This is a genomic window from Bradyrhizobium macuxiense (assembly GCF_001542415.1).
Lineage (GTDB): Bacteria > Pseudomonadota > Alphaproteobacteria > Rhizobiales > Xanthobacteraceae > Bradyrhizobium > Bradyrhizobium macuxiense.
The window spans coordinates 143,052-169,124 of the sequence record NZ_LNCU01000089.1 but is presented as its reverse complement, the minus strand read 5'-3'; the positions used below and the strand labels follow the sequence as shown (position 1 = coordinate 169,124).

23 protein-coding genes, 1 tRNA gene and 2 pseudogenes are annotated in these 26,073 nt (G+C 64.3%); 10 read left to right on the top strand and 16 right to left on the bottom strand.

Going from position 1 to position 26,073, the window contains the following annotated elements:
- Positions 1–18: 18 nt before the first annotated feature.
- The 3 genes from AS156_RS27285 to AS156_RS27275 form a co-directional block, all read right to left on the bottom strand.
- Entirely contained in the window at positions 19–861 is an 843-nt protein-coding gene (locus AS156_RS27285; protein ID WP_066511007.1) for a transglutaminase family protein, read from the bottom strand.
- Between the two features lie 212 nt (positions 862–1,073).
- On the bottom strand, positions 1,074–2,018 hold the full coding sequence (locus AS156_RS27280) for an alpha-E domain-containing protein (protein ID WP_066511006.1): 945 nt from the start codon (positions 2,016–2,018) through the stop codon (positions 1,074–1,076).
- An 8-nt stretch (positions 2,019–2,026) separates the two neighbouring features.
- Entirely contained in the window at positions 2,027–3,445 is a 1,419-nt protein-coding gene (locus AS156_RS27275; protein ID WP_066511004.1) for a circularly permuted type 2 ATP-grasp protein, read from the bottom strand.
- Positions 3,446–3,669: 224 nt separating this feature from the next.
- On the opposite strand from AS156_RS27275, the gene AS156_RS27270 reads away from it, so the two are divergent.
- The 3 genes from AS156_RS27270 (at position 3,670) to AS156_RS27260 (ending at position 5,746) form a co-directional block, all read left to right on the top strand.
- Positions 3,670–4,425 carry a competence/damage-inducible protein A gene (locus tag AS156_RS27270; RefSeq protein WP_066511000.1) on the top strand — a complete coding sequence of 252 codons (756 nt, stop codon included), beginning with the start codon at positions 3,670–3,672 and terminating at the stop codon, positions 4,423–4,425.
- A gap of 2 nt (positions 4,426–4,427) precedes the next feature.
- Positions 4,428–4,955 carry a xanthine phosphoribosyltransferase gene (gpt, locus tag AS156_RS27265; RefSeq protein WP_066510998.1) on the top strand — a complete coding sequence of 176 codons (528 nt, stop codon included), beginning with the start codon at positions 4,428–4,430 and terminating at the stop codon, positions 4,953–4,955.
- Between the two features lie 179 nt (positions 4,956–5,134).
- On the top strand, positions 5,135–5,746 hold the full coding sequence (locus AS156_RS27260) for a hypothetical protein (protein ID WP_066510997.1): 612 nt from the start codon (positions 5,135–5,137) through the stop codon (positions 5,744–5,746).
- 239 nt (positions 5,747–5,985) lie between these two features.
- Here the strand turns inward: AS156_RS27260 and AS156_RS27250 are convergent, their stop codons facing one another.
- Positions 5,986–7,008, bottom strand: coding sequence for a methionine synthase (locus AS156_RS27250; RefSeq protein ID WP_066510995.1), 1,023 nt, complete (start codon positions 7,006–7,008; stop codon positions 5,986–5,988).
- Between the two features lie 98 nt (positions 7,009–7,106).
- Between AS156_RS27250 and AS156_RS27245 the strand changes: the two genes are divergently transcribed.
- The 3 genes from AS156_RS27245 (at position 7,107) to AS156_RS27235 (ending at position 9,524) form a co-directional block, all read left to right on the top strand.
- Positions 7,107–7,811, top strand: coding sequence for a glutathione S-transferase N-terminal domain-containing protein (locus tag AS156_RS27245; protein WP_066511103.1), 705 nt, complete (start codon positions 7,107–7,109; stop codon positions 7,809–7,811).
- Positions 7,812–7,938: 127 nt separating this feature from the next.
- On the top strand, positions 7,939–8,550 hold the full coding sequence (locus tag AS156_RS27240) for a 2-hydroxychromene-2-carboxylate isomerase (protein WP_066510993.1): 612 nt from the start codon (positions 7,939–7,941) through the stop codon (positions 8,548–8,550).
- The gene (locus AS156_RS27235) at positions 8,550–9,524 is read left to right on the top strand and encodes an NADPH:quinone oxidoreductase family protein (RefSeq protein ID WP_066510991.1); all 975 of its coding nucleotides are present in this window, start codon (positions 8,550–8,552) and stop codon (positions 9,522–9,524) included. The genes AS156_RS27240 and AS156_RS27235 overlap by 1 nt, the downstream gene beginning before the upstream one ends.
- A gap of 85 nt (positions 9,525–9,609) precedes the next feature.
- Here AS156_RS27235 and AS156_RS27230 read toward each other — a convergent pair whose 3' ends face one another.
- The 8 genes from AS156_RS27230 to AS156_RS27195 form a co-directional block, all read right to left on the bottom strand.
- On the bottom strand, positions 9,610–10,500 hold the full coding sequence (locus AS156_RS27230) for a crotonase/enoyl-CoA hydratase family protein (protein ID WP_066510989.1): 891 nt from the start codon (positions 10,498–10,500) through the stop codon (positions 9,610–9,612).
- Between the two features lie 133 nt (positions 10,501–10,633).
- Entirely contained in the window at positions 10,634–12,055 is a 1,422-nt protein-coding gene (locus AS156_RS27225) for an amidase (RefSeq protein WP_066510988.1), read from the bottom strand.
- On the bottom strand, positions 12,048–13,220 hold the full coding sequence (locus AS156_RS27220; protein ID WP_066510986.1) for a M20 aminoacylase family protein: 1,173 nt from the start codon (positions 13,218–13,220) through the stop codon (positions 12,048–12,050). The genes AS156_RS27225 and AS156_RS27220 overlap by 8 nt, the downstream gene beginning before the upstream one ends.
- 7 nt (positions 13,221–13,227) lie before the next feature.
- Entirely contained in the window at positions 13,228–14,748 is a 1,521-nt protein-coding gene (locus tag AS156_RS27215) for a M81 family metallopeptidase (RefSeq protein WP_066510985.1), read from the bottom strand.
- 251 nt (positions 14,749–14,999) lie between these two features.
- On the bottom strand, positions 15,000–16,664 hold the full coding sequence (locus tag AS156_RS27210; RefSeq protein WP_066510984.1) for an ABC transporter ATP-binding protein: 1,665 nt from the start codon (positions 16,662–16,664) through the stop codon (positions 15,000–15,002).
- Complete coding sequence (locus tag AS156_RS27205) at positions 16,661–17,548, bottom strand: ABC transporter permease (protein ID WP_066510983.1); 888 nt, start codon at positions 17,546–17,548, stop codon at positions 16,661–16,663. The genes AS156_RS27210 and AS156_RS27205 overlap by 4 nt, the downstream gene beginning before the upstream one ends.
- 3 nt (positions 17,549–17,551) lie before the next feature.
- Positions 17,552–18,493 carry an ABC transporter permease gene (locus AS156_RS27200; protein ID WP_066510982.1) on the bottom strand — a complete coding sequence of 314 codons (942 nt, stop codon included), beginning with the start codon at positions 18,491–18,493 and terminating at the stop codon, positions 17,552–17,554.
- A 214-nt stretch (positions 18,494–18,707) separates the two neighbouring features.
- Positions 18,708–19,838, bottom strand: a complete 1,131-nt coding sequence (locus AS156_RS27195; RefSeq protein WP_066510979.1) for a M20/M25/M40 family metallo-hydrolase — start codon at positions 19,836–19,838, stop codon at positions 18,708–18,710.
- A gap of 266 nt (positions 19,839–20,104) precedes the next feature.
- On the opposite strand from AS156_RS27195, the gene AS156_RS27190 reads away from it, so the two are divergent.
- Entirely contained in the window at positions 20,105–21,703 is a 1,599-nt protein-coding gene (locus AS156_RS27190) for an ABC transporter substrate-binding protein (protein WP_066510976.1), read from the top strand.
- A gap of 289 nt (positions 21,704–21,992) precedes the next feature.
- Positions 21,993–22,280, top strand: a complete 288-nt coding sequence (locus AS156_RS27185) for a PilZ domain-containing protein (RefSeq protein ID WP_245313084.1) — start codon at positions 21,993–21,995, stop codon at positions 22,278–22,280.
- A 123-nt stretch (positions 22,281–22,403) separates the two neighbouring features.
- Here the strand turns inward: AS156_RS27185 and AS156_RS27180 are convergent.
- Positions 22,404–22,490, bottom strand: a tRNA-Leu gene (locus AS156_RS27180).
- Between the two features lie 226 nt (positions 22,491–22,716).
- Here AS156_RS27180 and AS156_RS27175 point away from each other — a divergent pair.
- Positions 22,717–23,148, top strand: a complete 432-nt coding sequence (locus tag AS156_RS27175; RefSeq protein WP_066510974.1) for a twin-arginine translocation pathway signal — start codon at positions 22,717–22,719, stop codon at positions 23,146–23,148.
- Between the two features lie 46 nt (positions 23,149–23,194).
- Here AS156_RS27175 and AS156_RS27170 read toward each other — a convergent pair whose 3' ends face one another.
- The 3 genes and pseudogenes from AS156_RS27170 to AS156_RS45000 all read right to left on the bottom strand — a co-directional run.
- Positions 23,195–24,397: an FAD-dependent monooxygenase gene (locus AS156_RS27170; protein WP_066510972.1), complete on the bottom strand. Its 1,203-nt coding sequence runs from the start codon at positions 24,395–24,397 to the stop codon at positions 23,195–23,197.
- Positions 24,398–24,404: 7 nt separating this feature from the next.
- Positions 24,405–24,558, bottom strand: a pseudogene (locus AS156_RS45005) (zinc-finger domain-containing protein); the annotation flags it as partial.
- A gap of 1 nt (position 24,559) precedes the next feature.
- Positions 24,560–24,650, bottom strand: a pseudogene (locus tag AS156_RS45000) (zinc-finger domain-containing protein); the annotation flags it as partial.
- Between the two features lie 236 nt (positions 24,651–24,886).
- Here AS156_RS45000 and AS156_RS27160 point away from each other — a divergent pair.
- Positions 24,887–26,020: a hypothetical protein gene (locus AS156_RS27160; RefSeq protein WP_066510965.1), complete on the top strand. Its 1,134-nt coding sequence runs from the start codon at positions 24,887–24,889 to the stop codon at positions 26,018–26,020.
- Positions 26,021–26,073: the final 53 nt, after the last annotated feature.

The following is a 26,073-nucleotide window of genomic DNA, read 5'->3' as shown; positions in this document are numbered from 1 at the left end:
CAGGGTGTCGATCTTCCGCTACGACTGCGTCTGGCTCTGCCATTGCCCGGGCCGACCGGCCTGGTCGACCTTGACCGCGACCGTCAGCGTCTCGGCGCCGCCGCCGTAGCGGGTGCCGCGAACCGGGGCGGCACCGAGATAGTCGAGGCCGATCGCGACGCGGGCGTGGGCGTCGGTGGTGCAGATGCCGTTGGCGGCGTCGAAGCCGACCCAGCCGAGGTCGGGCACGTAGGCTTCCGCCCAGGCGTGACCGGCCTGCTGGTTGACCATGCCGTCCGAGCGCAGGAAGTGGCCCGAGACGAACCGTGCCGGCACGCCGCCGGCGCGCGCGCAGGCGATCAGGATGTGCGCATAGTCCTGGCAGACGCCGCGCTTCAGCGCGAATGCCTCGGAGGCCGAGGTGGCACTGTTGGTCGGGTCCTCGTCAAACGTCATATGCTCGTAGATCTGCACCATCAGCGCATGCAGGAAGCCGAGCACGTCGCTGCTGGCCTCGGCGCGCAGCTCGCGCACGAAGGTGGTCATCGCCGGGTTGAGATCGGTGAGCTCGGTGGAGCGCAGGAACAGGCTCGGCGGAAACCGCTCGTCGGTGCCGCGCAGCACGCCGCCGGTGTCGTGGGTCTCGATCAGACCCTCGCAATGGATGGTGAGGTCGGCGATCGAGCCGTGCGTCAGCACGTGGGTGACGTTGCCGAACGCGTCCTCGTGGGTGTCGAGCCGGGAATCGGTCGAGACGTCGATCTGCCACTCCGCGACATATTGCCCATCATGGCTGCCCGGCGTCATGCGCAGGATCTGGATCACGCCCGAGGCCGCCGGCTCGTAGCGATAGGAGGTGGTATGGGCGATCCGCAGGCGCATGTCGCGTTTCCTGTAAGTCAGATCAGAGTCGGCGGCAACGGCATTTTACCTCTCCCATAGGGAGAGGTCGAATTGCGAAGCAATTCAGGTGAGGGGTCAAGGTCCCTCGATAGACCGAACTCCCTCACCCGGATCGCAAAGCGCGATCCGACCTCTCCCTTCGGGAGAGGTGAAGACAGTCCGCGGGCGGCGCTGATTTCACATCTCTTACTCTAGATCAGATATTGCTTGGTGATGATCTCACCTAGCCGCGAGTTGTCCGCAATGAACTCCTGGATGAACTCGTGCACGCCGTGTTGGAAGATATCGTCCATATGGCTGTGTTCAAGCCGGTTTCTGATGCCCCGGGCGTGCCGCTGGGCAGCGCCCTGGCGGCCATAGGCCACGCCGATCTGGTCCAGATTGCGCACCAGATTGCTGTAGCAGCTCGCCAGCGACCGCGGCAGCGTGTCGTTGAGGATCAGGAGGTCGGCGATCAGCCAGGGTTTCAGGGTTTCGCGGTAGACCCAGTGATAGGCCGTCAGCGCCGAGACCGAGCGCAGGATCGAGGTCCACTGGTAGTAGTCCAGCGGGCCGCCGACATGCTCCTCCTCCGGCAATAGCACGTGGTATTTCACGTCGAGAATGCGCGCGGTGTTGTCGGCGCGCTCGAGGTGGACGCCAATGCGCGAGAACCAGTAGGCGTCGTTGCGCAGCATGGTCCGGTAGGCCGAGCCGTCGAAGCGCAGCGAAGTCTCCTGCACGAAGCGCAGGAATTTGGCCAGGTCCTCGCGGTTGGCGGTGCCCTTGTTCCAGACGGCCTGCAGCTCGATCCAGGCCGAGTTGATGGTGTCCCACATCTCAGATGTCAGCGCGGTGCGCACCGAGCGGGAGTTGAGCCGTGCGGACTCGATGCAGTTCTTGATCGAGGAGGGGTTCTCCGCGGAGAAGGAGAGATATTCGATGACGTTCTGCTCGTTGGCTTCGGGGTAGTGATCATAGAAGCTTGAGCCGACACCGGCCGTGAGCAGCGCTGAATCCCACTCATTGGTCTTGCCGATATAGGCCGCGGGCAACGCAGTGACGCGCAGCGTCGCGTCGATGGTGCGCGCGAGATATTCGGCACGTTCGACATAGCGGGCCAGCCAGAACAGGTTTTCGGCGGTGCGCGACAGCATGCTTTTGACTACTCGCTCAGTATCCAGGTGTCTTTGGTGCCGCCGCCCTGGCTCGAATTGACCACGAGCGAGCCTTCCTTCAGCGCCACGCGGGTCAGGCCGCCCGGCACGATGGTGGTGTGGCTGGAGCCGGTCAGCACGAACGGCCGCAGGTCGACATGGCGCGGCGCGAGGCCCTTGTCGGTGCAGGTCGGGCAGGTCGAGAGCGCCAGCGTCGGCTGCGCGATGAAGCCTTCGGGTTCGCGCTTCAGCTTGTCGCGGAACGCCTCGATGGTCGCTTTCGTGGCGGCCGGGCCGATCAGCATGCCGTAGCCGCCGGAGCCGTGCACCTCCTTGACGACGAGGTCGGCGAGGTTGTCGAGCACATAGGACAGATCCTGCGGTTCGCGGCAGCGCCAGGTCTGCACGTTCTTCAGGATCGGCTCCTCGCTGAGATAGAACTTCACGATGTCGGGCATGTAGGAGTAGATCGCCTTGTCGTCGGCGATGCCGGTGCCGACCGCGTTGGCGAGCGTGATGTTGCCGGCCGCATAGGCCGACATCAGCCCGGGCACGCCGAGTGCGGAATCGGGGCGGAAGGTGAGGGGATCGAGGAAATCGTCGTCGACGCGGCGGTAGATCACGTCGACCCGCTTCAGCCCCTCGGTGGTGCGCATGAAGACCTCGTCGTTCTTGACGATGAGGTCGCGGCCCTCGACCAACTCGATGCCGAGCTTGTCGGCGAGGAAGGAATGCTCATAATAGGCCGAGTTATAGACGCCCGGCGTCATCAGCGCGACCGTTGGTTCGGCCGACGCGCTGTGCGGCGCCACCGAGCGAAGCGCCGACAGCAATTCATCCGGATAGCGCTCCACCGGCGCGACACGGTGCCGCGCGAACAAATCCGGAAACAGCCGCATCATGATCTCGCGGTTTTCCAGCATGTAGGATACGCCGGACGGCGTGCGCGCATTGTCCTCCAGCACGATGAAGTTTTCCGGATCGGTGCGGATGATGTCGATGCCGGCGATGTGGACGTAGACGTCGTGCGGCACGTTCTGGCCGTTCATCTCCGGGCGGAATACCGGGTTCTGGAAGATCAGATCTTCGGGGATGATGTTGGCGCGCAGGATGTCGCGGCCGTGATAGATGTCCTTGAGGAACATGTTGAGCGCAAGCACGCGCTGTTTCAGGCCGTTTTCCAGCAGCGTCCATTCCTTGGCGGACATGATGCGCGGGATGACGTCGAAGGGGATCAGCCGCTCCTGGGCTGCGGCATCGCCGTACACCGCGAAGGTGATGCCGATCCGGCGGAATAAGAGCTCCGCCTCCTGTCGCCGATATTCGAGCGCGTCCGGCTGTGTCTCCTTGAGCCAGCGGGAGAGCTCCTGGTAGGCCGGGCGGATGTCCTCGCCGAGGCCGTTCATCTCATCGAATGCGACTGCCATATACCCCGACTGCCCTCCGAAGCCATGTGACACAGTGCATGACTTGATGGGATGGTAGCAAGGGCCGGGCCAGCACGATATGCATTGGCTTGCGGCATTTGCCGGGGATGGCCCGGAGGGTTGCCTGAAAAACCGGCTGAGATCTGCTTATTTCGGCGGCAAAACCCCGTGACATCAAGGCGTTGGATCGGCAATGTCAGGGGATCAAGTTAGGGAATGAGACCATGAGCGAGATCGTCACGGCGGGACTACTGGTGATCGGCGACGAGATCCTGTCCGGCCGGACCAAGGACAAGAATATCGGCTTCATCGCCGAATACCTGACCAATATCGGCATCGACCTGAAGGAGGTGCGCGTTGTCGCCGACGACGAGGCCGACATCGTCGCCGCCCTTGATGCGCTGCGGCACAGGTACACCTACGTGTTCACGACCGGCGGCATCGGGCCGACCCATGACGACATCACCGCCGACAGCGTGGCGAAGGCGTTCGGGGTCGATATCCACCATCATCCTGATGTGGTGGCGCGGTTCAGGGAGCGCTGGAGCGAACAGGATCTGAACGAGGCGCGTTTGCGGATGGCCCGTGTGCCCGACGGCGCCGAGCTGATCCAGAGCGCGACCATCCTCGCGCCCGGCTTCAAGCTCGGCAACGTCATCGTAATGGCCGGCATTCCGACCATCATGCAGGCGATGATGGATATCGTGGCGCCCACCCTGAAGTCCGGCGTGCGGATGCTGTCGGATTCGGTGCGTGCGGACGCGCGGGAGGGCGACATCGGCGGCCCGTTGCGGGCGATCGCCGAGGCGCATCCTGAGACGATCATCGGCAGCTATCCGTTCCAGGACGAGAGTCGGAAGCCGAACACCAATCTGGTGGTGCGCTCGCGCGATCCGGAAAAACTTGCGGCGGCGATGGGCGCCGTGAAAGAGATGCTGAAGCAGGTGCAAGCGGCGCAGAAGAAGCCCGCGGCAGGTTGATCATGGTCGAGAAAAATTCGGAACCAAGCGCACAGGAGCGGGCCGGCAGGCCCTTTCCGGTCTCGTGGGATCAATTCCACCGGGATTGCCGGGCGTTGACTTGGCGTCTCAACGAGGTCGGGCCGTTTCATGCTGTTATCGCGATCACCCGCGGCGGGCTTGTGCCGGCGGCGATCGTGGCGCGCGAGCTGGGCTTGCGCGTGATCGACACCGTCTGCGTCGCAAGTTATGACCACGACAAGCAGGGCGACTTGAAGGTGCTCAAGGGCATCTCGGAGCAGACCGCAAAGCTCGGCGGCGGCACCGGCAAGGGATTGTTGATTGTCGACGATCTCGTCGACACCGGCAAGACCGGCAAGCTGGTGCGCGAGCTGCTGCCGGATGCGCATTTCGCCACCGTCTACGCCAAGCCGAAGGGGCGGCCGCTGGTCGACACCTTCATCACCGAGGTGTCGCAAGACACCTGGATATTCTTTCCCTGGGATACCGCACTGTCGTTCCAGCCGCCGATCCGGGATGGGGCGGCATAGAGAGTCACCTCGCCCGGCTTGCGGGGAGAGGTCGATCGCGAAGCGATCGGGTGAGGGGGACTCGCCGCGAGTTCATCTCTCACTATATCCTTGCGGAAGCAGCCCCTCACCCCGACCCTCTAAGAGCGAGCTTCGCTCGTCTCGACCCCGCAAGAGCGGGGCGAGGGAGAAGGAAGACCATGCCCCTGCAAAACCGCGTCACCCCGACCGGCGACATCATCGCCACCGACCATCGCGGGACGTTCACCGGCAATCGCGGCATCATCCATAATCCGGCGACGCGGACGCTGCTGAACAAGCGCTGGTCGACGCCGGCCTGGCTCACCTGCGTCTGCGAGTTCAGGGCGCGCCGGCGCAAGGTGATGAGCCGGCAGAGCTGGACCGAGCTGTTCTTCCTCGACGAGGCGACCGCGTTTGCCGCCGGGCATCGGCCCTGCTTCTTCTGCCGCCGCGACGATGCCAAGCGTTTCCGCGCTTCCTGGGAAGCGGGCAACGGGGTCGGCGAGCTCAGCGCCAAGGCGATGGATGCGGTGCTGCACGCCGAGCGGCTCGATCGCGGCGAGAAGCGCCTGCATCCGCTGCCGACGCAGCTGCACGCGCTGCCCGACGGCACCATGGTGCAGGCGAATGGAGAGAGCTATCTCGTCGCCGGCGGCAAGACGTTGCGCTGGTCGTTTGCCGGCTACAGCCGGGCCGATTTGCCGGGTGCCGCCATGCTGTTGACGCCGCCATCGACGGTCCGGGCGTTCCAGGCCGGCTACCGGCCGGTGCTGCATCAGAGCGCGGGTTAGCCGCCGGTCAGCGTAGCGGGCGGCCCTGTTCGTCGACACTCATGCGGGAATCCCGCAGCGTCCATTCCTTGATGATCTGGCGGCAGCGCGCGAGTTCGAGCGTATCCGGTGCCGCAGGCGATTGCGCCGAACGAGCGACCAGGCCTGGCATGCATTGAGCTGGTCGCGCTCTCCCGCATGGGCCGAACTGAGGGCAGCCAGCAGCGCTGCCATCGTCGCGATACGAAGGGCTGCCGCCATCAAGCGAGCCGTTGCCGTGCCAGTTTTGCGCCCGCTCCGAGTGCAATCAGCTTTGCTTCGGCGATGTCGCGCCGCATCGGCGCCATACCGCAATTGGTGGTCGCGATGATGTTGCCCTTCGGCACGAACTTCGACACCGCCTCGATCACCTTGACGACGTCCTCGGCGGTCTCGACCTCGTCGCTGGCGACGTCGATCACGCCGGCCTGCACGATCTTGCCGGGCAAGGCTGCCAGCAATTCCAGCGGCACCTTCGAATTGCGGCATTCGATCGCGACCTGCTGGATCGTGCTCTTGTCGATCACCGGGAAGGTCTCTTCATATTGCCGCCACTCGCCGCCGAGCGTTTGCTTCCAGTCGGTGTTGGCCTTGATGCCGTAGCCGTAGCAGATGTGCACGGCGGTGGCGCAGGTCAGGCCTTCAGCCGCGCGTTCCAATGCCTTGATGCCCCAATCGCGGACCTGGTCCATGTAGACGTTGAAGGCAGGCTCGTCGAACTGGACCATGTCGATGCCGTCGGCCTGCAGCGCCTTGGCCTCTTCGTTCAACAACTCGGCGAACGCAAAGGCCATCTTGACGCGGTCGCCGTAATGGCGATCGGCGATGGTGTCGATGATGGTCATCGGACCGGGCAGGGTGAACTTGAGCTTGTTCTTGGTATGCGCGCGGGCGGCCCTTGCTTCCGCGTCGTGGACGCGGCCCTTCAGCCGGAGTGGGGCGACCACTTGCGGCACCATCGCCTTATAGCGGTCCTTGCGGATCCCCATCTCGACCTTGTGGGCGAAATCAATGCCCTCGATCTTCTCCAGGAAACCGTGCACGAAATGCTGCCGCGCCTGCTCACCCTCGGTGACGATGTAGACCCCGGCATCCTCCTGCAGCTTCACAGCGAGTATCGTGGCGTCGCGCTTGGCGCGGGCGAGTTCGGCGCCTTGCGACTTCCACGGCGCCCATAGGACGTTCGGCTCCGCCAGCCATTCCGGCTTGGGCAGAGAGCCTGCGATCGTGGTTGGAAACAGCATGGGTGCCTCCCGGGCGGTTCTGATTGAGCACCTGTGTGCCATGTCCTATGGTGGACGTACAGAACAACAAAAGTCTTTGTGACCGGGATCGGAAGCCGATGATCGACCTGCACTACGCGCCGACGCCGAACGGCTGGAAAATCTCGATCATGCTGGAGGAACTGGGGCTGCCCTACAAGGTCGTTCCGGTGAATATCCGGGCCGGCGAGCAGTTCCGTCCCGAATTCCTGGCGATCAGCCCGAACAACCGGATTCCCGCGATCGTCGACCATGCGCCTGTCGATGGCGGCGGCCCGTTCTCGGTGTTCGAGACCGGCGCGATCCTGATCTATCTTGCCGACAAGGCCGGCCGTTTTCTGTCGCAAGAGCTGCGGGCGCGGTCGACCGTCATCCAATGGGTGATGTGGCAGATGGGCGGGTTGGGCCCGATGCTCGGCCAGCACGGCCATTTCGCGCTCTATGCGGCCGAGAAGATTCCTTACGCGATCGAGCGCTATCACGACGAGGCGGAGCGGCTCTACGGCGTGCTGGACCGTCAGCTCGGCAAGACCGGCGCCTATGTCGCTGGCCCCGACTACTCGATCGCCGACATCGCCTGCTTCCCCTGGACCATGACTCACAAGGCGCAGGGCTTCACCCTCGACGACTTCCCGAACATCAAGCGCTGGTACGCCACCGTGCGCGCCCGCCCGCAGGTGCAGGCGGGGCTGGCGATCGGCAAGTTCGTCAAGGAGCCGTTCGACGAGGAGGCGCGGAAGAACATGTTCGGACAGCGCGCCAAGGAAACGTTAGGGAAGCAGTAGATGTCCTCCCGTGTCATTGCGAGCGAAGCGAAGCAATCCATTTCACCACATGCCGAGCCATGGATTGCTTCGTCGCTTCGCTCCTCGCAATGACGGCAGATAAACTCAAACGCAGCAAGGAAACGCCATGATCGAATTCTTCTTCGACTGTTCCAGCCCCTGGACCTATCTCGCCTGGTACAACATCCAGCCGCTGGCGAAGGAGTTCGGCGCCGAGATCACATGGCGGCCGATCCTGGTCGGCGGCATCTTCAACACCGTCAATCCGTCGGTCTACGCGCAGCGCGAGAAGCCGGTGCCATTGAAGGCGCGCTACATGAAGAAGGATCTCGCCGACTGGGCGCAGTCGGCCGGGCTTGCGATCAAGATGCCGCCGACCGTGTTTCCGGTGAACAGCGTGAAGGCGATGCGCGGCTGCATCTGGCTCGGCAATGAGAAGATGGTGCCGTTCGCGCGCGCCGCGTTCGAAGCCTATTGGGGTGACGACAAGGACATCTCGCAGGACGCGGTGCTGACCGAGATCTGCGCCAAAGTCGGCATCGATCCGGCGAAGTTCTTTGCCGGGATCGGCGACCAGGCGGTCAAGGACCAGCTCAAGGCCAACACTGACGAGGTGATGGCGCGCGGCGGCTTCGGCTCGCCGACGATCTTCATCGACAAGACCGACATGTATTTCGGGAACGATCGCCTGCCATTGATCCGCGAGGCGCTTGCACGCCTCAAGGCGCGAGCCGCCTGATGCCGAAAGCCGTCGTTTGCCGCGAGCTCGGGCCGCCCGAGCGTCTGAGCCTCGAGAGCTTTGCCTCGGTGCCGTTGAAATCAGGCGAAGTGCGTGTCGCGATCCGCGCCGCCGGGATCAACTTCCCCGACATACTGATGGCCGCAGGCGAGTATCAGCTCAAACCGCCGCTGCCGTTTACCCCCGGCTCGGAGGCCGCGGGCGATGTCGTCGAGGTTAATGGTGTGGCTGATGTCGCCGTTGGCGACAGGGTGATCGTCAAGATGCGCTTCGGCGCCTATTGCGACGAGACGGTGGCGGTACCGTCGCAGCTGGTGCCGGTGCCGTCGACGTTCGACTATGCGGAAGGTGCGACGTTCCTTGCTGCGCACGGCACCGCCTACCACGCGCTGATCGACCGTGGGCAGATCAAGCCGGGCGAGGTCTTGCTCGTGCACGGGGCCGGCGGCGGCGTGGGGCTCGCCGCTGTCGAGATCGGCAAGCTGCTCGGCGCCACCGTGATCGCGGCGGCCTCAAGCGAGGCGAAGTTGGCGATTGCGAAGGCGCGTGGCGCGGATCATCTCGTGCTCCACGAACGGGAGCCGTTCCGCGATGCCGTCAAGCGCCTCACCGACGGCCGCGGCGCCGACGTGGTGTTCGATCCGGTCGGTGGCGAGGTGTTCGAGAACTCGATGCGTTGCATCAATTGGGGCGCGCGGATCCTCGTCGTCGGCTTCACCGGCGGTATCGGCTTAGCCCGTACCAATCTCCTGATGATCAAGGGGGCGAGCGTGCTCGGCGTTCGTGCCGGCGAGGCGGTTCGAAAGAATCCAGCACTCGGCGAGGTCAGGTTCAAGGCGCTGAGCGAATGGGCTGAAGCCGGCAAGGTGCGACCCAACATTTCGCACCGTCTGCCGCTCGAGGACTATGCGAAGGCGATGCGGCTCTTGATCGAACGCAAGGCGATCGGGCGGGTGGCGTTGCTGACTGGGTAGCCCGAGGCTGAGACAAGCGCCGTCCTGCTGATGCCATGCAGCAGGACGACGCCGTCAGGTGTGGACGTCGTCTGACGCCGTTCGCTCACTTATACTCGCGCTCTTGCCACCACGGGAAATAGTCGGGCATGTCCGACGATACCTTGTCCTTGAACTGCGCGGGACGCTTCTCCAGGAACGACACCACGCCTTCCTTGACGTCGTCGGAGCGGCCGCGGGCATAGATGCCGCGGCTGTCGACCTTGTGCGCTTCCATCGGATCGTCGGCGCCCATCATGCGCCACATCATCTGGCGGATCAGCGCCACCGACACCGGCGCGGTCTTGGCCGCGAACTCCTTGGCGAGCGCACGCGCGGTCGGCAACAGATCGTCCGGCGGCACTACCTTGCTGACGAGGCGGCCGGCGAGCGCTTCCTGCGCCGGGAAGACGCGGCCGGAATAGCACCATTCCAGCGCCTGCGAGATGCCGACGATGCGCGGCAGGAACCAGCTCGAGGCGGCCTCCGGCACGATGCCGCGCTGGGAGAACACGAAGCCGAAGCGGGCAGCCTCGGAGGCGATGCGGATGTCCATTGCGAGCTGCATCGTGACGCCGATGCCGACCGCCGGGCCGTTCACCGCGGCGATCACGGGCTTGAGGGATTTGAAGATGCGCAACGTCACCTGGCCGCCGCCGTCGCGCACCTGCGGATCGCTGTAGTCGACGCTGCCGTCGGCATTCCGCTTCACCGGGCCGCGCCGGGCGTCGCGATCGAAAGTGTTGGCGCCGGAAGAGAGGTCGGCGCCGGCGCAGAAGCCGCGGCCCGCACCGGTGACGATGATGGCCCTGACGTCGTCGTCCTTATCGGCTTTGTCGAACGCGTCGATCAGCTCCTGCTGCATCGTGGCGTTGAAGGCGTTGAGCTTGTCGGGCCGGTTCAGCGTGATGGTGAGAATCTGCTCGGCGACCTCGTACTTGATCGTCTCATACGCCATGGGGATGATTTCCTCTCGGTTTTCTTGGATGAAGCGCAACGCGCATCTTCATCCAGATAACCCGGCAATGCATCCCTTGTGAAGAAGTCGGATGCGCGGGATCGTCCCGCGCATCGCGACTTGCGTTGAGGCGCTACTTCTTCGGCGGCTTCGGCCACGGGTTCTGCGCGCCGCGCAGACCCTCGAAGGCCTTGCCCATGCCGAGCACGCCGATGTCGTCGAAGCGGCGGCCGATGATCTGGACGCCGATCGGAAAGCCCTTCTTGTCGTAGCCGCCGTTGATCGACAGCGCGGGGTTTTCCGACATATTCCACGGCACGGTATAGCAGATGTGCTCGAACGGTTTTGCCGGGTCGTTGAGCGGCGAGGCAAATTCCGCCGGGAAGTTCACCACCGGCGAGACCGGCGAGATCACGTAGTCGATCTCGCTGAACAGCTTCGCGGCGGCAGCGCGGATCGCCATCGTCTGGTTGAAGCCGCGCACGACGTCGACGCCGGAGAGCTTTGCGCCAGCCTCGCCCCATTTGAGGATGTAGGGCAGGGTCTTGTCACGCTCGGCCGCCGGCAGTTTCGAGAGATCATCCCACATCCTTGCGCGCCAGAAATTGTCGAGCCCCTCGAGCATCTCCCGGGTCAGGATGCCGTCGACCTCGGTGATCACGGCACCTGCGGATTCGAACGCCTTCGCCGCCTTGATGACGACCTCGCGAACCTCCTTCTCGAGCTTCTGGCCGACACCGAGATCGAGCATCAGGCCGATGCGAAGCTTGCGCGGCGATTTCTCCAGCGCCTTCCAGTTGACCTCGAGCGCGGCGGGCAGGCTCATGCCGTCGCGACGATCGGGGCGCGACAGCACGCTCATCATCAGCGCGGCGTCGTCCACGGTGCGGGTCATCGGACCGGCTACGCGGCCGACATAGGGCGGGTCGATCGGAACGCGGCCGAGGCTCGGCTTCAGGGCGACGAGGCCGCACCAGCAGGCCGGCAGCCGCACCGAGCCGCCGATATCGGTGCCGAGATGCAGCGGGCCGTATCCGGCGGCACCGGCCGCACCGGCGCCGGCGCTCGATCCGCCGGGGTTCTTGCCGACATCCCAGGGATTGCGGGTGAGGGGATGGAACGACGACAGTCCCGACGACAGCATGCCGTAGTCGGGCATCGTGGTCTTGGAGAAGATCACGCAGCCGGCTTCGCGCAACCGCGCGGCGGGCGGCGCATCCTTCGCCGCCGGTACGAGCTTGACGCTCGCCGAGCCCAGCGGCACCGGCTGGTCCTTGGTCGCGACATTGTCCTTGATGGTCGCGGGAACGCCGTCGAGCGTGCCGGCCGGCTCACCCTGGTTCCAGCGCTCGGTCGAGGTCTTCGCAACCTTGCGGGCTGCGTCGGGATCGTAGAGGTACAGCGCCTTGATGTGCGGCTCCCAGGCCGACACGTGGGCGATGACCTCTTCAAGAACCTCCGACGGCGAGAACTGCTTCGCACGATAGCCGGCGAGCAGGTCGACGGCGGAGAGATCGTGCAGCGAGGTGATGGCGTCCTGGGCGGGCTTATGCATGGGCACCTACCGGCATGCGTTTCTCGATGATGCGGGCGAACATGCTGGCGCCTATCGGCAGGATCTTGTCGTCGAGAACGTAACCGGGGTTATGCACGGGGACGGAGCCGTCATGGCCAACCCAGAAATAGGCGCCCGGAACGGCCTGCATCATGTCGGCGAAATCCTCGCTGCCCATTTTCGGCGTCGAGCGGGTGAATACCTTGGTGGGATCGACGACAGTGCGCGCGACCTCTTCGACCACGCGGGACTGCTCTTCCTGGTTCACCAGCACGCTGAAGCCGTCGCGGATCTCGACCGAGATTTCGGCGTCGTACGCGGCGGCAAGGCCAGCGCAGATCTCGCGCATGCGCTTGCGGATCAGCGCGCGGATCTCCTCGGAGAAGCAGCGCACCGTGCCGCACAGCCAGGCTTCGCCGGGAATGACGTTGTAGGCCGAACCGGAATGGATCTGGGTGATCGACAATACCGCTGCCTGCAGCGGATCGACGTTGCGGCTGACGATCGATTGCAATGCCTGTCCGAGCGTCATTGCGATCAGCACCGCGTCCTTGGAGCGTTCGGGCATCGCGCCATGTGCGCCGTAGCCCTGGATCCTGATGTCGAAGAAGTCGGCTGCGGCCATTGCCGGGCCCGGCAGGATCGCGATTTCGCCGTGGTTGAGGTCGGGCGCGTTGTGCAAGCCATAGACCTCGTCGCAGGGGAATTGCTTGAACAGGCCGTCCTTGATCATGGCGCGCGCGCCGCCGAGGCCTTCCTCGGCCGGCTGGAAGATGAAATGCACGGTGCCGTCGAAATTGCGGGTCTCGGCGAGATAACGCGCCGAGCCGAGCAGCATCGTGGTGTGGCCGTCATGGCCGCAGCCGTGGAAGCGGCCGGGAATGGTCGAACGCCACTTCAGATTGGTATTCTCCTCCATCGGCAGCGCATCCATGTCCGCGCGCAGGCCGATCCGCTTGGTGCCGTTGCCCTTGCCCTTCAGCACGCCGATCACACCGGTGCCGCCGAGGCCGCGATGCACCTCGATGCCCCAGCTCGTCAGCTTGTCGGCGACAATGCCTGATGTCCGCACTTCCTCGAAACCGATCTCGGGATGCGCGTGCAAATCCCGCCGGATGGCGGTGAGTTCGTCGGCAAAACTGTCGATGCGCTCAATTGTGGGCATGGTCTCTCTATCCGGTTGTGCGTGATGGGGAGGTGGGTGTGAAGGCAGGGCCGTTGGGTTTAATACGGATGCCGGGGCGCAAATGTTTCCAGGGCAATGTGGCGGTATCCGCCGGCATCGCGCCCGGAGCGGCGCAGATCAGGAGTTTTGCCGCAATCGGTTCGAAATCGGCGCGAAAATGCACTGAGCTCTTGTTGACCAGGATCTTCTGCGCCGTGGGTTCGATGCCGACATAGCGGTACATCGACTGGTCGGCAAGCTGGGCCTTGTAGGAGCCGACGACGACGCGGACGTCGCCGATGCGCAGGCAGGCCGACGGTCCCATGTCCATGTCGCGGCCGCCATAATAGGGACCCGGAGCGACAAACTTGCCGTCCGAGAGCTTCTCGACGACGAAACGTTCCCTGTACGGGGTATCGCCGGGAATGCCGGACTTGCCGCCGAGATCGAGGGTGACGGTGGCACCGACGCCGGCCGCATGCGCTTGCTTGGCCGATTGCGGGTCGTAGATCACACCGGTCGCAGCGCTCGCTCTGTTGCGCACCAGCGCGCGCAGCATGCCGGTGGTGTCGGAATCGCCGCCGGCGCCGGGATTGTCCTGGGTGTCGGCGATGATGATCGGCTTGCTCGCCGATCGCGCCAGTTCCATCGCCAGCCGCACGCCCTCGTCGGGCGAATAGATGCGGCCGTCGAAATCGTCTTCGCGGCTCTCGACCAGCGCGACGACCCTGTCGGCGGCGGCATCCGCATCGGCCTGGGTCCGGCCATAGGCGAACACGCTCGGCCCGCAGTCCCTGAAATCGGCGGCCGGGAAGCCCGGCGCGAAGGAAAGCGTCGGCACGGTGTCGCTCTCCAATGCGGCGAGCTTCTGATAGATGCCCTTGGTCGGCTGGTCGTTGGTGCATTGCCAGCTGATCGGGATCAGGAAAGGCAATTGCCGGAATGCCTTTGCGAAGCGCTGCTTGCTCTTAAGCAGCAGCGCCAGGTGCTTCGCGCAGGCACGGCCGGTGTCGGCCATGTCGATATGGGGATAGGTGCGGTAGGCGATCAGCGCGTCGGCATGTGCGATCATCTCGGGCGAGACGTTCGCATGCAGATCGAGGCTCGCGACCAGCGGCAACTCCTTGCCGATCACCTTGCGCACGCGTGCGAGGATTTCGCCTTCGCCATCGTCATGATGCTCGGTGACCATCGCGCCGTGCAGGTCGAGATAGACGGCGTCGATCGGCCCGGCCGCGGCGATGCCGTCGACCATCTCTTTCACGATGCGCTCGAACGCATCCTTCGTCACATGCGCCGACGGGCTTGCGGCGGCCGAAATCGTCGGGACCAGCTCCCAGCCATTTGCCTCCGCCGCCTCGACGAAGCCGGCGAGGCCGACATTTATCTTGCGCATGACCTTGAGCACGTCGTCGCCATGCGCCATCGACGGCCAACCGCCGCCGTGCACGAAGTCATCGTAAGTCGCCTTCGTCGGCGCGAAGGTGTTGGTTTCGTGCAGGAAGCCGCCAACGGCGATGCGGGTCATCAAGTCGGTCTCGACAGGTTTTTTCAATCATGATGCGATTTGAAGGGATCGCTTCATGATCTGATCTCTTTGGTTTGAGCAGGATCGTTCGGGAGAACCAGCGTTCGCTTTCCGGACCATGCTCTAGCGCGCGACGTTAAGCGTGTCGTCGCGCCAAGCGCAAGCCGTGGAGCAATTCCGGATTTGCATGCCGCATGGGCGTATCGAAGGCCCGAGGCAACGGCATAAGGCTACGGCATAAGTCTAAAGACCTAGGCCGTTGCCACAATGCCTTCCGAAACCGGGCGGAAATTCGCGAAGTCCCAGCCGCGACCAGGCGCCGCATCGAGCAGAGCGCGGGTGTAAGCCTGCTGTGGATTGGTCAGCACCTCGGCGGCCGGTCCCTGTTCCACGACACGGCCATGCTGCATCACGGCGACGTCGTCGCAGATCTGTGCGGCGACGCGCAAATCGTGGGTGATGAACAACAGCGCGATGCCGAGCCGCTTCTGGATTTCGTCGAGCAGGTCGAGCACCTGCGCCTGCACCGAGACGTCGAGCGCGGACACCGCTTCATCGGCCACCAGCACATCGGGATCGAGTGCAAGGGCGCGTGCGATCGCGATGCGCTGACGCTGGCCACCCGAAAACTGGTGCGGATAGCGCGAGATAGCGTCGGGCGGCAGGTGCACCAGCTCGAGCAATTCGCGTGCTCTCGCAAGTGCGTCCTTGCGCGGCATGCCGTAATTGATCGGGCCCTCCGCGATGCTCTCACCGACGGTGACGCGCGGATTGAGCGAGCGGTAGGGGTCCTGGAAGACGATTTGGATCTTCTGGCGATGCGGCTGCAACAGCCGTCGCGAGAGGTTGGAGATCTCGCGGCCGACAAGGCGCACGCCGCCCGAGGTCGGGTCGATCAGGCGGACGATGCAGCGCGCCACCGTCGATTTGCCGGAACCGCTTTCGCCGACGATGCCGAGCGTGCGGCCCTTGCGCAAGGTCAGCGTGACGTTCTGCGCGGCGGCGACCTCACGCGCTTTGCCGAACATGGACCGTTCCCGATAGACCTTGCCGAGTTCGTTGGCCTCCAGCACGACCGGCTCGGTGGTCTCCGGGCGTGCGGCACGCGGCACGAGGCTCGGCACCGAGGACAGCAGGTTGCGGGTATATTCCATCTTGGGTGCGCGCAGCACGTCGTCGAGCGGGCCGGTCTCGACCAGCCGGCCATGGCGCATCACCGCGACGCGATCGGCGATCTCGGCGACCACGCCCATGTCGTGGGTGATGAACAGCACCGCCGTACCGTGGTCGCGCTGCAGGTCGCGCATCAGGGTGAGAATTTGCTTCTGGGTGGTCACGTCGAGCGCCGTGGTCGGCTCGTCCGCGATCAGGAGTTTCGGCTCCAGCACCAGCGCCATCGCGATCATGATGCGCTGGCGCTGCCCGCCGGAGAGCCTGTGCGGGTAGGACGAAAAGATGCGCTGCACATCCGGCAGTCGCACATGCTCCATCATCGCCAAAATCTTCTGCCGCCGCGCGCGGGCGTCGAGATTGGTGTGGGCGCGCAACACCTCGTCGATCTGGCGGCCGACCGGTACCACCGGGTTGAGCGCGGTCATCGGCTCCTGGAAGATCATCGCCATCCGCGTGGCGCGCAACTGGCGCAGCCGTCGGTCGCTGGCGCCGAGCAGGTCCTCGCCGACCAGCTTGATGCTACCGCCGGATGGAACCAGCGTGCCCTTCTGCTGCAGGCCCATGACGGTCAGCGAGGTCACCGATTTGCCGGATCCGCTTTCGCCGACCAGGCACAGCGTCTCGCCTTCGCGCACCTGCAGCGAGAGATCGTCGATGATGCGGTGCGCGTCCGCCTTGCGGCCGAGGCCGACGACGAGATTGTTGATGTCGAGGACGACGTTGGAGGAGTTGGCTGCGGTCACTTGCCCTCACGCTGCTTCATGCGGGGATCGAGCGCGTCGCGCGCGGCGTCACCGATCAGGTTGACGCTGAGGATGGCGATCGAGAGCAGAAGTCCCGGCCAGAAGATCAGCGACGGCTTGACCTGAAAATAGGCGCGGCCCTCGGCCATGATGTTGCCCCAGGTCGGCGTTTCCGGCGAGATGCCGGCGCCGAGGAATGACAGGATCGCCTCGGTCAGGATCGCGGATGCGCAGACATAAGTGCCTTGCACGATCAGCGGCGCGATCGTGTTCGGCATCAAATGCCGCCACATGATCTTGGGCAGGCTGGAGCCGACCGAGATCGCGGCCTCGACATAGGGCTCCTCGCGCGCCGTCAGCACCACCGAGCGCACCAGCCGCGCCACGCGCGGGATTTCGGGAATGGTGATCGCGATCATCACGGTCCAGATGCTGGCGCCCGAGAGCGACACCACGGCGATCGCAAGCAGGATGGCCGGGATCGCCATCAAGCCGTCCATCACGCGCATCATGACGGCGTCGACCCATCTGAAGAAGCCCGACACGAGCCCGATCAGGAGCCCGAGGGCGATCGAGCAGACCGCGGCGCCGAGCCCGATCAGGAGCGAGATCCGTGAGCCGTAGATAATGCGCGACAGCACGTCGCGGCCATAGGCATCGGTGCCGAGCAGGAACTGCGCGCTCGATGGCTTCAGCCGCTGCGCTGGTGTGAGCAGCAGGGGATCGTGCGGTGCAAGCAACGGCGCAAAGATCGCCATCAGGATGATGAGGACGAGGCAGATCGTTGCGACCGCGATGATCGGGGTTGCCGTGAGGAAGCCGAATTTCAGCCGAAATGGCCGAGTGACCGGAATCGAGGATTCGGGAAGGGTATCGATCGCCATTGCTCAGTACCGGATACGAGGATCGAGCAGGGTGTAAGCGACGTCGATCACGAGATTGACGCCGACATAGATGCCCGACGTCAGCAGGATCATCGCCTGGATCACCGGGTAGTCGCGCGCCAGCACCGCGTCGACGGTGAGGCGGCCGATGCCGGGCAGATTGAACACGCTCTCAGTGACGACGACGCCGGAGATCAGCAGCGCGAAGCCCGAGCCGATCACTGTAATGACGGGTACGGCGGCGTTGCGCAACGCATGGCGCAGCAGCACGCCGGTCTCGCCGATGCCCTTGGCGCGCGCGGTGCGCACGTAATCCTCGCCGAGGACATCGAGCATCGACGCGCGTGTCATGCGCGCGATCAGCGCCACATAGATGAAGGAGAGCGTGCAGGTCGGCAGGATGATGCGCTCGAAGAACGGACCGAAGCCGGCCGAGATGCTCTTGAAGCCTTGCACCGGCACCCAGCGCAGATCGATCGCGAAGACCTGGATCAGCACATAGCCGATTACGAACACCGGCACCGAGAAACCAAGCACCGACAGACCCATCACGCAGCGGTCGATCCAGGTTCCGTGCTTCCACGCGGCGATCACGCCGAGCGGCACCGCGACCAGGATCGAGAGCACGATCGTGGTCAGTGCAATCGAAATCGAGGGCTCGACGCGCTGGCTGATCATCTTGAGCACCGGCACGTTGGAGATCAAGGAGACGCCGAGATCGCCGTGCAGCAGCTTCATGATCCAGGTGTAGAACTGGATGTAGATCGGCTCGTTGAGGCCGAGCGAGTTTCTGATGCGTTCAAGCTGCTCAGGTGTCGCGTTGTCGCCGGCGAGGATCGCAGCGGGATCGCCGGGCGTCAGCCGCAGCAGCAGGAACACGAACAATGCGACCACGCCCATCACGGGAATGGCAGCGAGGATGCGGCGAACAAGATAGCCGAGCAAATTCGCTCCGTTGGATTGTGGTCGATGAAGTCCCGGCTGGACCGTAGCACCTCAGCAAGTCCTGTGCCATCGGGGCCGGCGTTTTTGCGGTGCAGCTAGTCCCCCTTGGGGATTATTCCCGTCGTGAAGCGCGAGGCCGTCCACTGAATGGTGGATTGCATTTGCGCTTCAAGTCCTCCTGCAGCAAGAGATCCGTATCGGCTCGCGACGGCGATTATTCCAGCGTTGCCAACAACGCTGCCATCAGACGGCCGCGCTCGGCGAGGCTGTTGACCTCGATATGCTCATTGAGCGTATGCGCATCGGCACCGCGGACACCGAGGCCGTCGAGGGTGGGGATGCCCATGGCGCCGGTGAAATTGCCGTCGGAGCCACCGCCGGCACTTCCGTGTGGCAGATCGAGACCCATGTCGCGGGCGAGGCCCTTGGCCTTTTCGTAGAGCGCCATGGTGCCGGCGTCAGGCTCCCAGACCGGACGGGTGACGCCGCGTGCCACCTTGAATGTCACGTCGTTGCTGGTGCCCGACAGCGCCAGCATCCGCTCGACGCCGCGGTCGAGATCGGCCTGGCGCTTGGCCATGCTTAATGCTTCGCCGGTGCAGGTTGTTGCAACGCAATTGACCCATTGGCCGCCATGCACAATGCCGACCGAAAAGGTGCAGTCCTCGGTGGTCATGCCGTCGATGGCGAGAATCTGCCGCGCCATCTCGCGGATCGCCGAGCGGCCTGAGGAGAGCGTAGCGCCGGCATGGCTCGGTTTGCCGATCGCTTCCAGATTGAAGCGCGCGATCGCGTAGCGTCCGGTGACGACGCCGTTGTTCGGCCGGCCCGGCTCGGGCACCAGCACGTATTTGTTGCGCGCGGCTTCCGCTTCGATGACGTCGCGCGTCGACGGCGTGCCGACCTCTTCGTCAGGCGTGAACAGCACGGTGATCGGCAGCGGCGTCGTGAACGACGCACGTGCCAGTTGTCTGATCGCTTCGAGCGACAAGTAGTTGCCGCCCTTCATGTCGTAGATGCCGGGGCCATAGCACTTGTCGCCTTCGCGCCGCCATTTCAGCTTCTCGATGGTGCCGACCGGATGCACGGTGTCCATATGTCCCGCGATCAGGATGCCAGGCTGACCTTGCTTCGGATGCGGAAAGCGGGCGCGCACGCAGCCGGCAAAGCCCTGGCGCCCGGCGATGCGTTCGATGGTCGCACCCATGATCGCCATCTCCCGCGCTGCGATATCGAGCATGCGCTCGACCGCCGCAGCGTCCCAGGTTGGGCTCTCGCACTCGACCCAGCCACGCAGGCCCTGCAGCATTGCGTCGGAATCAAAGGGGAGATTGGCTGGGTTCATGGTTTTTCTCGCTTGTTGTTCTGACCGCGCCTCGCATCGCGCGCGCCTACGAAAATCTCAGGCGATGATTTTGTAAAGCCAAAATGCAGCGGCCCACGAAATTCGTTTGTGTACGTCCGATCGCGACCAAAACCGGATTGACGCGCTCAGGACTTGATGCAAGTCTCGATTTCGCAAGCCATACAGCGTGTTAGTTCGCCTAAATAACGAACCACATGCATAACGAATAAGCCGGCTTTGACCACTTTCACGTCAGGAGAGATTGCATGTTCCGTAGCTCGCGTTGGAAGCATTACACGATAGCGGCGGCGCTGTCGGCGCTCGCGCTGTCGTCTGCGCCGCAGGCGATGGCCGCGGAGAAGACCATCACCGCGGTGATGCATTCGGATCTGCGCATCATCGATCCGATCCTGACCACCGCCTATATTACGCGCGACCACGGCTACATGATCTACGACACGCTGCTGGCGACCGACGCCAACTTCAAGGTCCAGCCGCAGATGGCGGACTGGAAGGTGTCCGACGACAAGCTCACCTACACATTCACGCTGCGCGACGGCTTGAAGTGGCATGACGGTACGCCCGTGACCGCTGAAGACTGCGTTGCTTCGCTGAAGCGCTGGGCCAAGGTCGACGGCATGGGCCAGAAGCTGATGGACTTCACCGCCAGCCTCGAGGCCACCGATGCCAAGACGATCACGCTGAAGCTGAAGGAACCCTACGGCCTCGTTCTGGATTCGATCGCCAAGCCGTCGTCGCGCGTTGCCTTCATGATGCCGAAGCGTCTCGCCGAGACGCCGCCGGACAAGCCGATTCCGGAGCAGATCGGCTCCGGCCCCTTCAAGTTCGTCCAGGCCGAATTCCAGCCGGGCGTGAAGGCGGTGTACGTCAAGAACAAGGATTACGTGCCGCGCAAGGAGCCGGCGAGCTGGACCGCGGGCGGCAAGGTCGTGAAGGTTGACCGCGTCGAGTGGCTGACGATGTCGGACGCTCAGACGGCGATCAACGCGCTGCAGTCGGGCGACATCGATTTCATGGAAAACCCGTCGTTCGAGATGTTGCCGATTCTCGAAAGCAACCCGGACCTCAAGGTCGAGACGCTGAACAAGTTCGGCTTCCAGACCCTCGGCCGCATGAACTTCCTCCATCCGCCCTTTGACAACGTCAAGGTTCGTCGCGCTGCGCTGCTGGCCATCAACCAGAAGGAGGTGCTCGATGCGCTGGTCGGCAATTCGAAATACTACAAGACCTGTGTCGCGTTCTTCATCTGCGACACGCCGTTCGCGACCGATGCCGGTGGTGAGACGCTGTTGAAGGGTGGCGACATGGCCGCGGCGAAGAAGGCGCTCGCCGAGTCCGGTTACGATGGTACGCCCGTCGTGATCATGGCGCCGGGGGACGTCACCACGCTCAAGGCTCAGCCGGTGGTCGTCGCCCAGCAATTGCGGGAGGCGGGCTTCAAGGTCGACCTGCAGGCGACCGACTGGCAGACCGTCGTCAGCCGGCGCGCCAGCCAGAAGCCTCCGAAGGAGGGCGGCTGGAACATGTTCTTCACCAACTGGGTCAGCGCCGACGTCTCCAATCCGATCACCAACCTATCGATCGGCGGACAGGGCAAGAATGGCGGGTGGTTCGGCTGGGCCGAAGACGCCAAGATCGAACAGCTGAAAGACGCCTTTGTTCGTGCGCCCTCGCTCGACGAGCAGAAGAAGATCGCAGCCGATATCCAGAAGGAAGCCTACGATCAAGTCATCTACATTCCGCTCGGCCAGTATCAGGCGCCCAGCGTGTGGCGGAAGTCGCTGACCGGTGTGCTTGACGGCCCGGCGACGCCGATCTTCTGGAACATCGACAAGTCGGAGTAGGGTGGGAGTCCTGCTCGAGGAAGACGAAATGGCCGGGCTTGCCCGGCCATTTCTCGTTTCTCGTCGTCCGCGTCAGCACCGGCTCTCCTGTACGGCGTAACGGGACGAGGTGATGCAAGCATTGCGATACCGCGCGCTCTCATGTCGCAGGCGATCTTGCGCATTTGGTTGGCATGCCGGCTCTTGCCCGGGGTCGTTTGCTACATCTCAGGGTTGTTTACTTGTAAGCCTCGTGTCAGGTTCGGGCCGTAATTTGAATGCACGCTTTTGTGCATATCGCAACGGGTCCATGGCCGAAGACGAGATCAAGCCTGCGCCGACCGGCGCGCAACGGCCGATGCCGACCCCGCAGCGGCGCGCCGCTGCGCGTCGCCGGGTCCTCAAGTCCGGGGCGATCGAGTTCGGCAGCGAAGCGATTCCATGCACGGTCCGCAGCCTCTCGGCCGAGGGGGCCGGCATCGAGGTCAACTCGCCGCTCTGGTTTCCCGACCGATTCGTCCTCGCTGTCGATGGCGAGCGGCACGAGTGCAGGGTCGTGTGGAAGAAGGAGAGGCGCGTCGGACTCGTGTTCGATTGACGCAGGTCTCGATCGGAGACGGCCCACTTTCGCCCGTTGCGCATCGGCGAGGCGCCCGTCACTCACGTCGCTGCGAGAGAATGATCAGGCTGCCCCGCCATAGCTTGCGAAGCGAGCGAAGGCTGGTGCGGGCGGTGGGACTCGAACCCACACGACGTTGCCATCGAGGGATTTTAAGTCCCTTGCGTCTACCAATTCCGCCACGTCCGCGTTGCGCCAAGCGCGCCGATTTCTAGCGCGTTTGGTGCCGGAGTGGAATTGCCATTATCCAGTGTGAACAGGCGCGCTTTCAATGGTTTAGCGCGGCGGCCCGCAATACCATTTGCGTTGCAAGCGCATCACGGGATAAGGCAGTGCGCTGCCCCGAAGAAGCCTCAATCCGGACACTGGCGGCTGCTTTAGGCAATCTCAACACTGTCTGGACTAAGAAAGCCGCATGCCCGTTCGCTCTTCACGCCGCCGAAGCCTGTCGCGTGCGGCTCTCGTCGTTGCGCTGCTCGCCCTGGCCGCGGGCGCATCAGGCTGTGCGCAGGTCGGCGACTCCATGTCCTCGGCGTTTGCCGATCCCGCAAAATACGAGCTCTACGATTGCAAGCAACTCGAGACCGAACGAAAGGGCCTTGCGAACCGCGCCGCGGAGCAGGAAGGGTTGATGGCAAAAGCGCGGACCGGCGTCGGCGGTGCGGTGATATCGGAAATGGCCTATCGCAACGAACTGATTGCGATCCATGGCCAGCAGAAATTTGCCGAAGAAGCCTGGCGCAAGGGCAAGTGTCATGAAACGCCGCCGGCTACCCCAGCCGCGACACCGACGCCGGCGCCGACACCCGCCGCAAAGGGTTCGCGGTCGCGTTCAGGCCTCCGTTAGAGCGTTTTCGAGCAAAGCGGACCTGAAGGGGGGCCAGGCGCACACCTCACGCGCGCCAGTCGTAGATCCAGTCCTGTCGTGTCAGCATGCGCTGCGGTCCGATGGCGCGGATGGCGAGATCGCGTGCCAGCGCAGCCGGCCCGCTCAGATGATAGATGCGTCCCTGCTGTCGCGCCAGGCGCTGCACCTTCAAGACGCGCGCACGCCGCATCCGTGCGTAGCGCGTCAGCGCGGCGGGAATGCCTGAGACGTTTTCGCCGGTGCTGTCGCTCAGGGTCTTTGCGAGCACGGCGGCGTCCTCGATCGCCATGCCCGCACCCTGTGCCGCGAACGGCAGCATCGCATGCGCGGCATCACCGAGCAGCGCCACCGCGCCTTCATTCCAGTGGCCGAGATCGGGCAGCGTGAACAGCGCCCATTTGCGCCAGCCGTCGACTGCACCGACCAGCATCCGCGCTGTCGCAGGCCAGCGCGAAGTGGCGAAGGCGTCCTTGATCTCGTTGGTGTCGCCGGGCGCGCTCCAGCCCGGCCGGTTCCATATGCCGGAGACGATCGCGACCACATTGATCTGACGTCCCGCCGAGATCGGATAGGTGACGAGATGCGCGTTCGATCCCATCCAGAGCCGCACACGCGGCGCGGTGTATTCGCGCGGCAGCGCGGTTGCCTCCAGCGTGCCGCGCCATGCGATCAGGCCGGAGAATTGCGGCTGCACATCGGGGAACAGATGTCCGCGCACCGACGACCAGATGCCATCGGCGCCGATCAGTGCAACCGCCAATTCCTGCTGCCGTGCATTGCCGCGCCGCTGCACCACCGTAAGCCCCCTGGCATGCCTGGCCACGTCCTCGAACTGACAGCCGAGGCGGAGATCGATGTCGGGATGGTCGTTGACTGCGGCTTGCAGCGCGGCCTGCAGGTCGGCGCGATGGATCACCCAATACGGTGCGCCGGCTCGGAACGAAGCGGCCTCACCGAGCGGCATCCGCACGATCTCGCCGCCGGCCCGCGCGCTCATGACGTTGACGGATTCGGGTGTCACCGCGCGCGGTGCAAGGCGCTCCTTGAGCCCGAGTTCCACCAGGATCCGGCTGGCGTTTGGGGAGAGCTGGATGCCGGCGCCGGCTTCCTCGAGCCGCTCGGCCTTCTCCAGCACCACGACGCGAAAACCTTGCGCCGCCAGCGTCAGCGACGCCGTCAGTCCTCCGATTCCGGCGCCTGCTACGATGACGGTTCGCGTCAGCGCCACGGAGCGGTCAGGCGACCTTGTCCTTCAGCACGCATTCGGGAGGGCGTGCCTCACCAGGACCGAGGTCGGGTGCGAAGCGATAGAGCGTCGAGCAATACGGGCAGATGATCTCGTTGTCGTTGCCGAGGTCGAGGAACACGTGCGGATGGTCGAACGGCGGGNTGGCGCCCACGCACATAAATTCCTGCGAGCCGATCTCGATCACCGAGACACCGGCATCGTTATGGAAGTGCGGGACGACGTGGTCGGACATATTCTCACCTTGGATGGCAACGACGGGCGGACGCAATCGGTAGCATACAGCACCGCGAATGCCGCGCACCATACTGGCGGGAACTGTTGATTCCTAGAGCCCCGACCGCGCATCTGCTCATGCAAATTCGACACAATCTTGTCGTCCCAGAGAAGCCCTCCTTTGGTCGGAGCCGTTGTGTCGCAAAAACGGCACACTATGTCCAAGGCGAATTAAACTAGAGGTTTTTGCGCGGAATGAACCGGATGCGTCTCAGCTTCGCGGTGGCTGGCATGGCAGCAAGCGCTGCGCTGGGCGCGGCGGTCTGGCCGCATGCCCGCGATGCCGGCGTGGTGCTGGGAGCGCAGAACGATCCCGCGGCGCTCGCCGATATCAGGCTCAATTCCGTCCTGCGGAGCAATCCGGCATTGCTCTCGGAGAACATCGAGACCGCGCTTGCGTCTGAGGATGCCGATCTCGCGGCGAGCTTTGTCGCGCTCGCGCATGAGAAGAACATCGCGCTCAGTGACGATCTCACAAAGCGCGTCGACGATGCGGTCGCCGAGCAAAATTCCACCACGCATTTTGCCAAGGGGTTCGCCACCGGCCTCGTGACCGGCAGTGCCGACGACGTTGCGAGCCTGTCCGGCACGGTCGCGGGTGATCTCTTCGTGTTCGGCGATGTCAGAGATGTCGTGCGCGAGGGCAAGCACCTTGCGATGGGCGAGGATACGGACCGTCTCGTGCTGGGGCTCGCTGCAGCGGGGCTCGCGGTCACGGCCGCGACCTACGTTTCGGCCGGCGGCGTCGGACCGCTGCGTGCCGGGCTGACGCTGGTCAAGGATACGCGCAAGGCCGGGCGGTTGAGCGAAGGGCTGGTCGAGTGGGCCGGGCGCTCGACGCGCGACGTCGTCGACGGACCGGCGCTGCGCGAGGCAGTTGCGTCCGGCTCGGTATTTCGGCCGACGGAAACCGCGAGCGCGATCCGCACTGCGTTCCGTGCCGAAAAGGCCGGCGCGCTGGTTCGCGTCGCCAAGGATGTCGGACGCATCGGTGAAGCGGCCGGCGTCCGCGCTGCGCGGGACTCGCTGAAGGTCGCGGAGAATCCGAAGGAGCTCGCGCGCGCGGCCCGGATTGCGGAAGCGAAGGGCGGCCAGACCCGTGCGATCCTGAAACTGCTCGGCCGCGGCGCGCTGTTGCTCGCGGTCGGAACATTCAACCTGACGATGTGGCTGTTCGGTGCGCTGCTCACGCTGTTCGGCTTCCTGTCGTCGATCAAGGCCACCACCGAACGGGCCACCGCGTCGTGGCTCAGGCGGAGCAAGGCGCGCCGCCTGCAGCGGCAGGTGGCGGGCCAGGTTGCGCTGGCGGGTCCTGCCGCCCAGGGCTAAGCTCGCGATCGCCTGTCGATCGCCCAATCCCAATCCCCAAAAGCAACGGAATG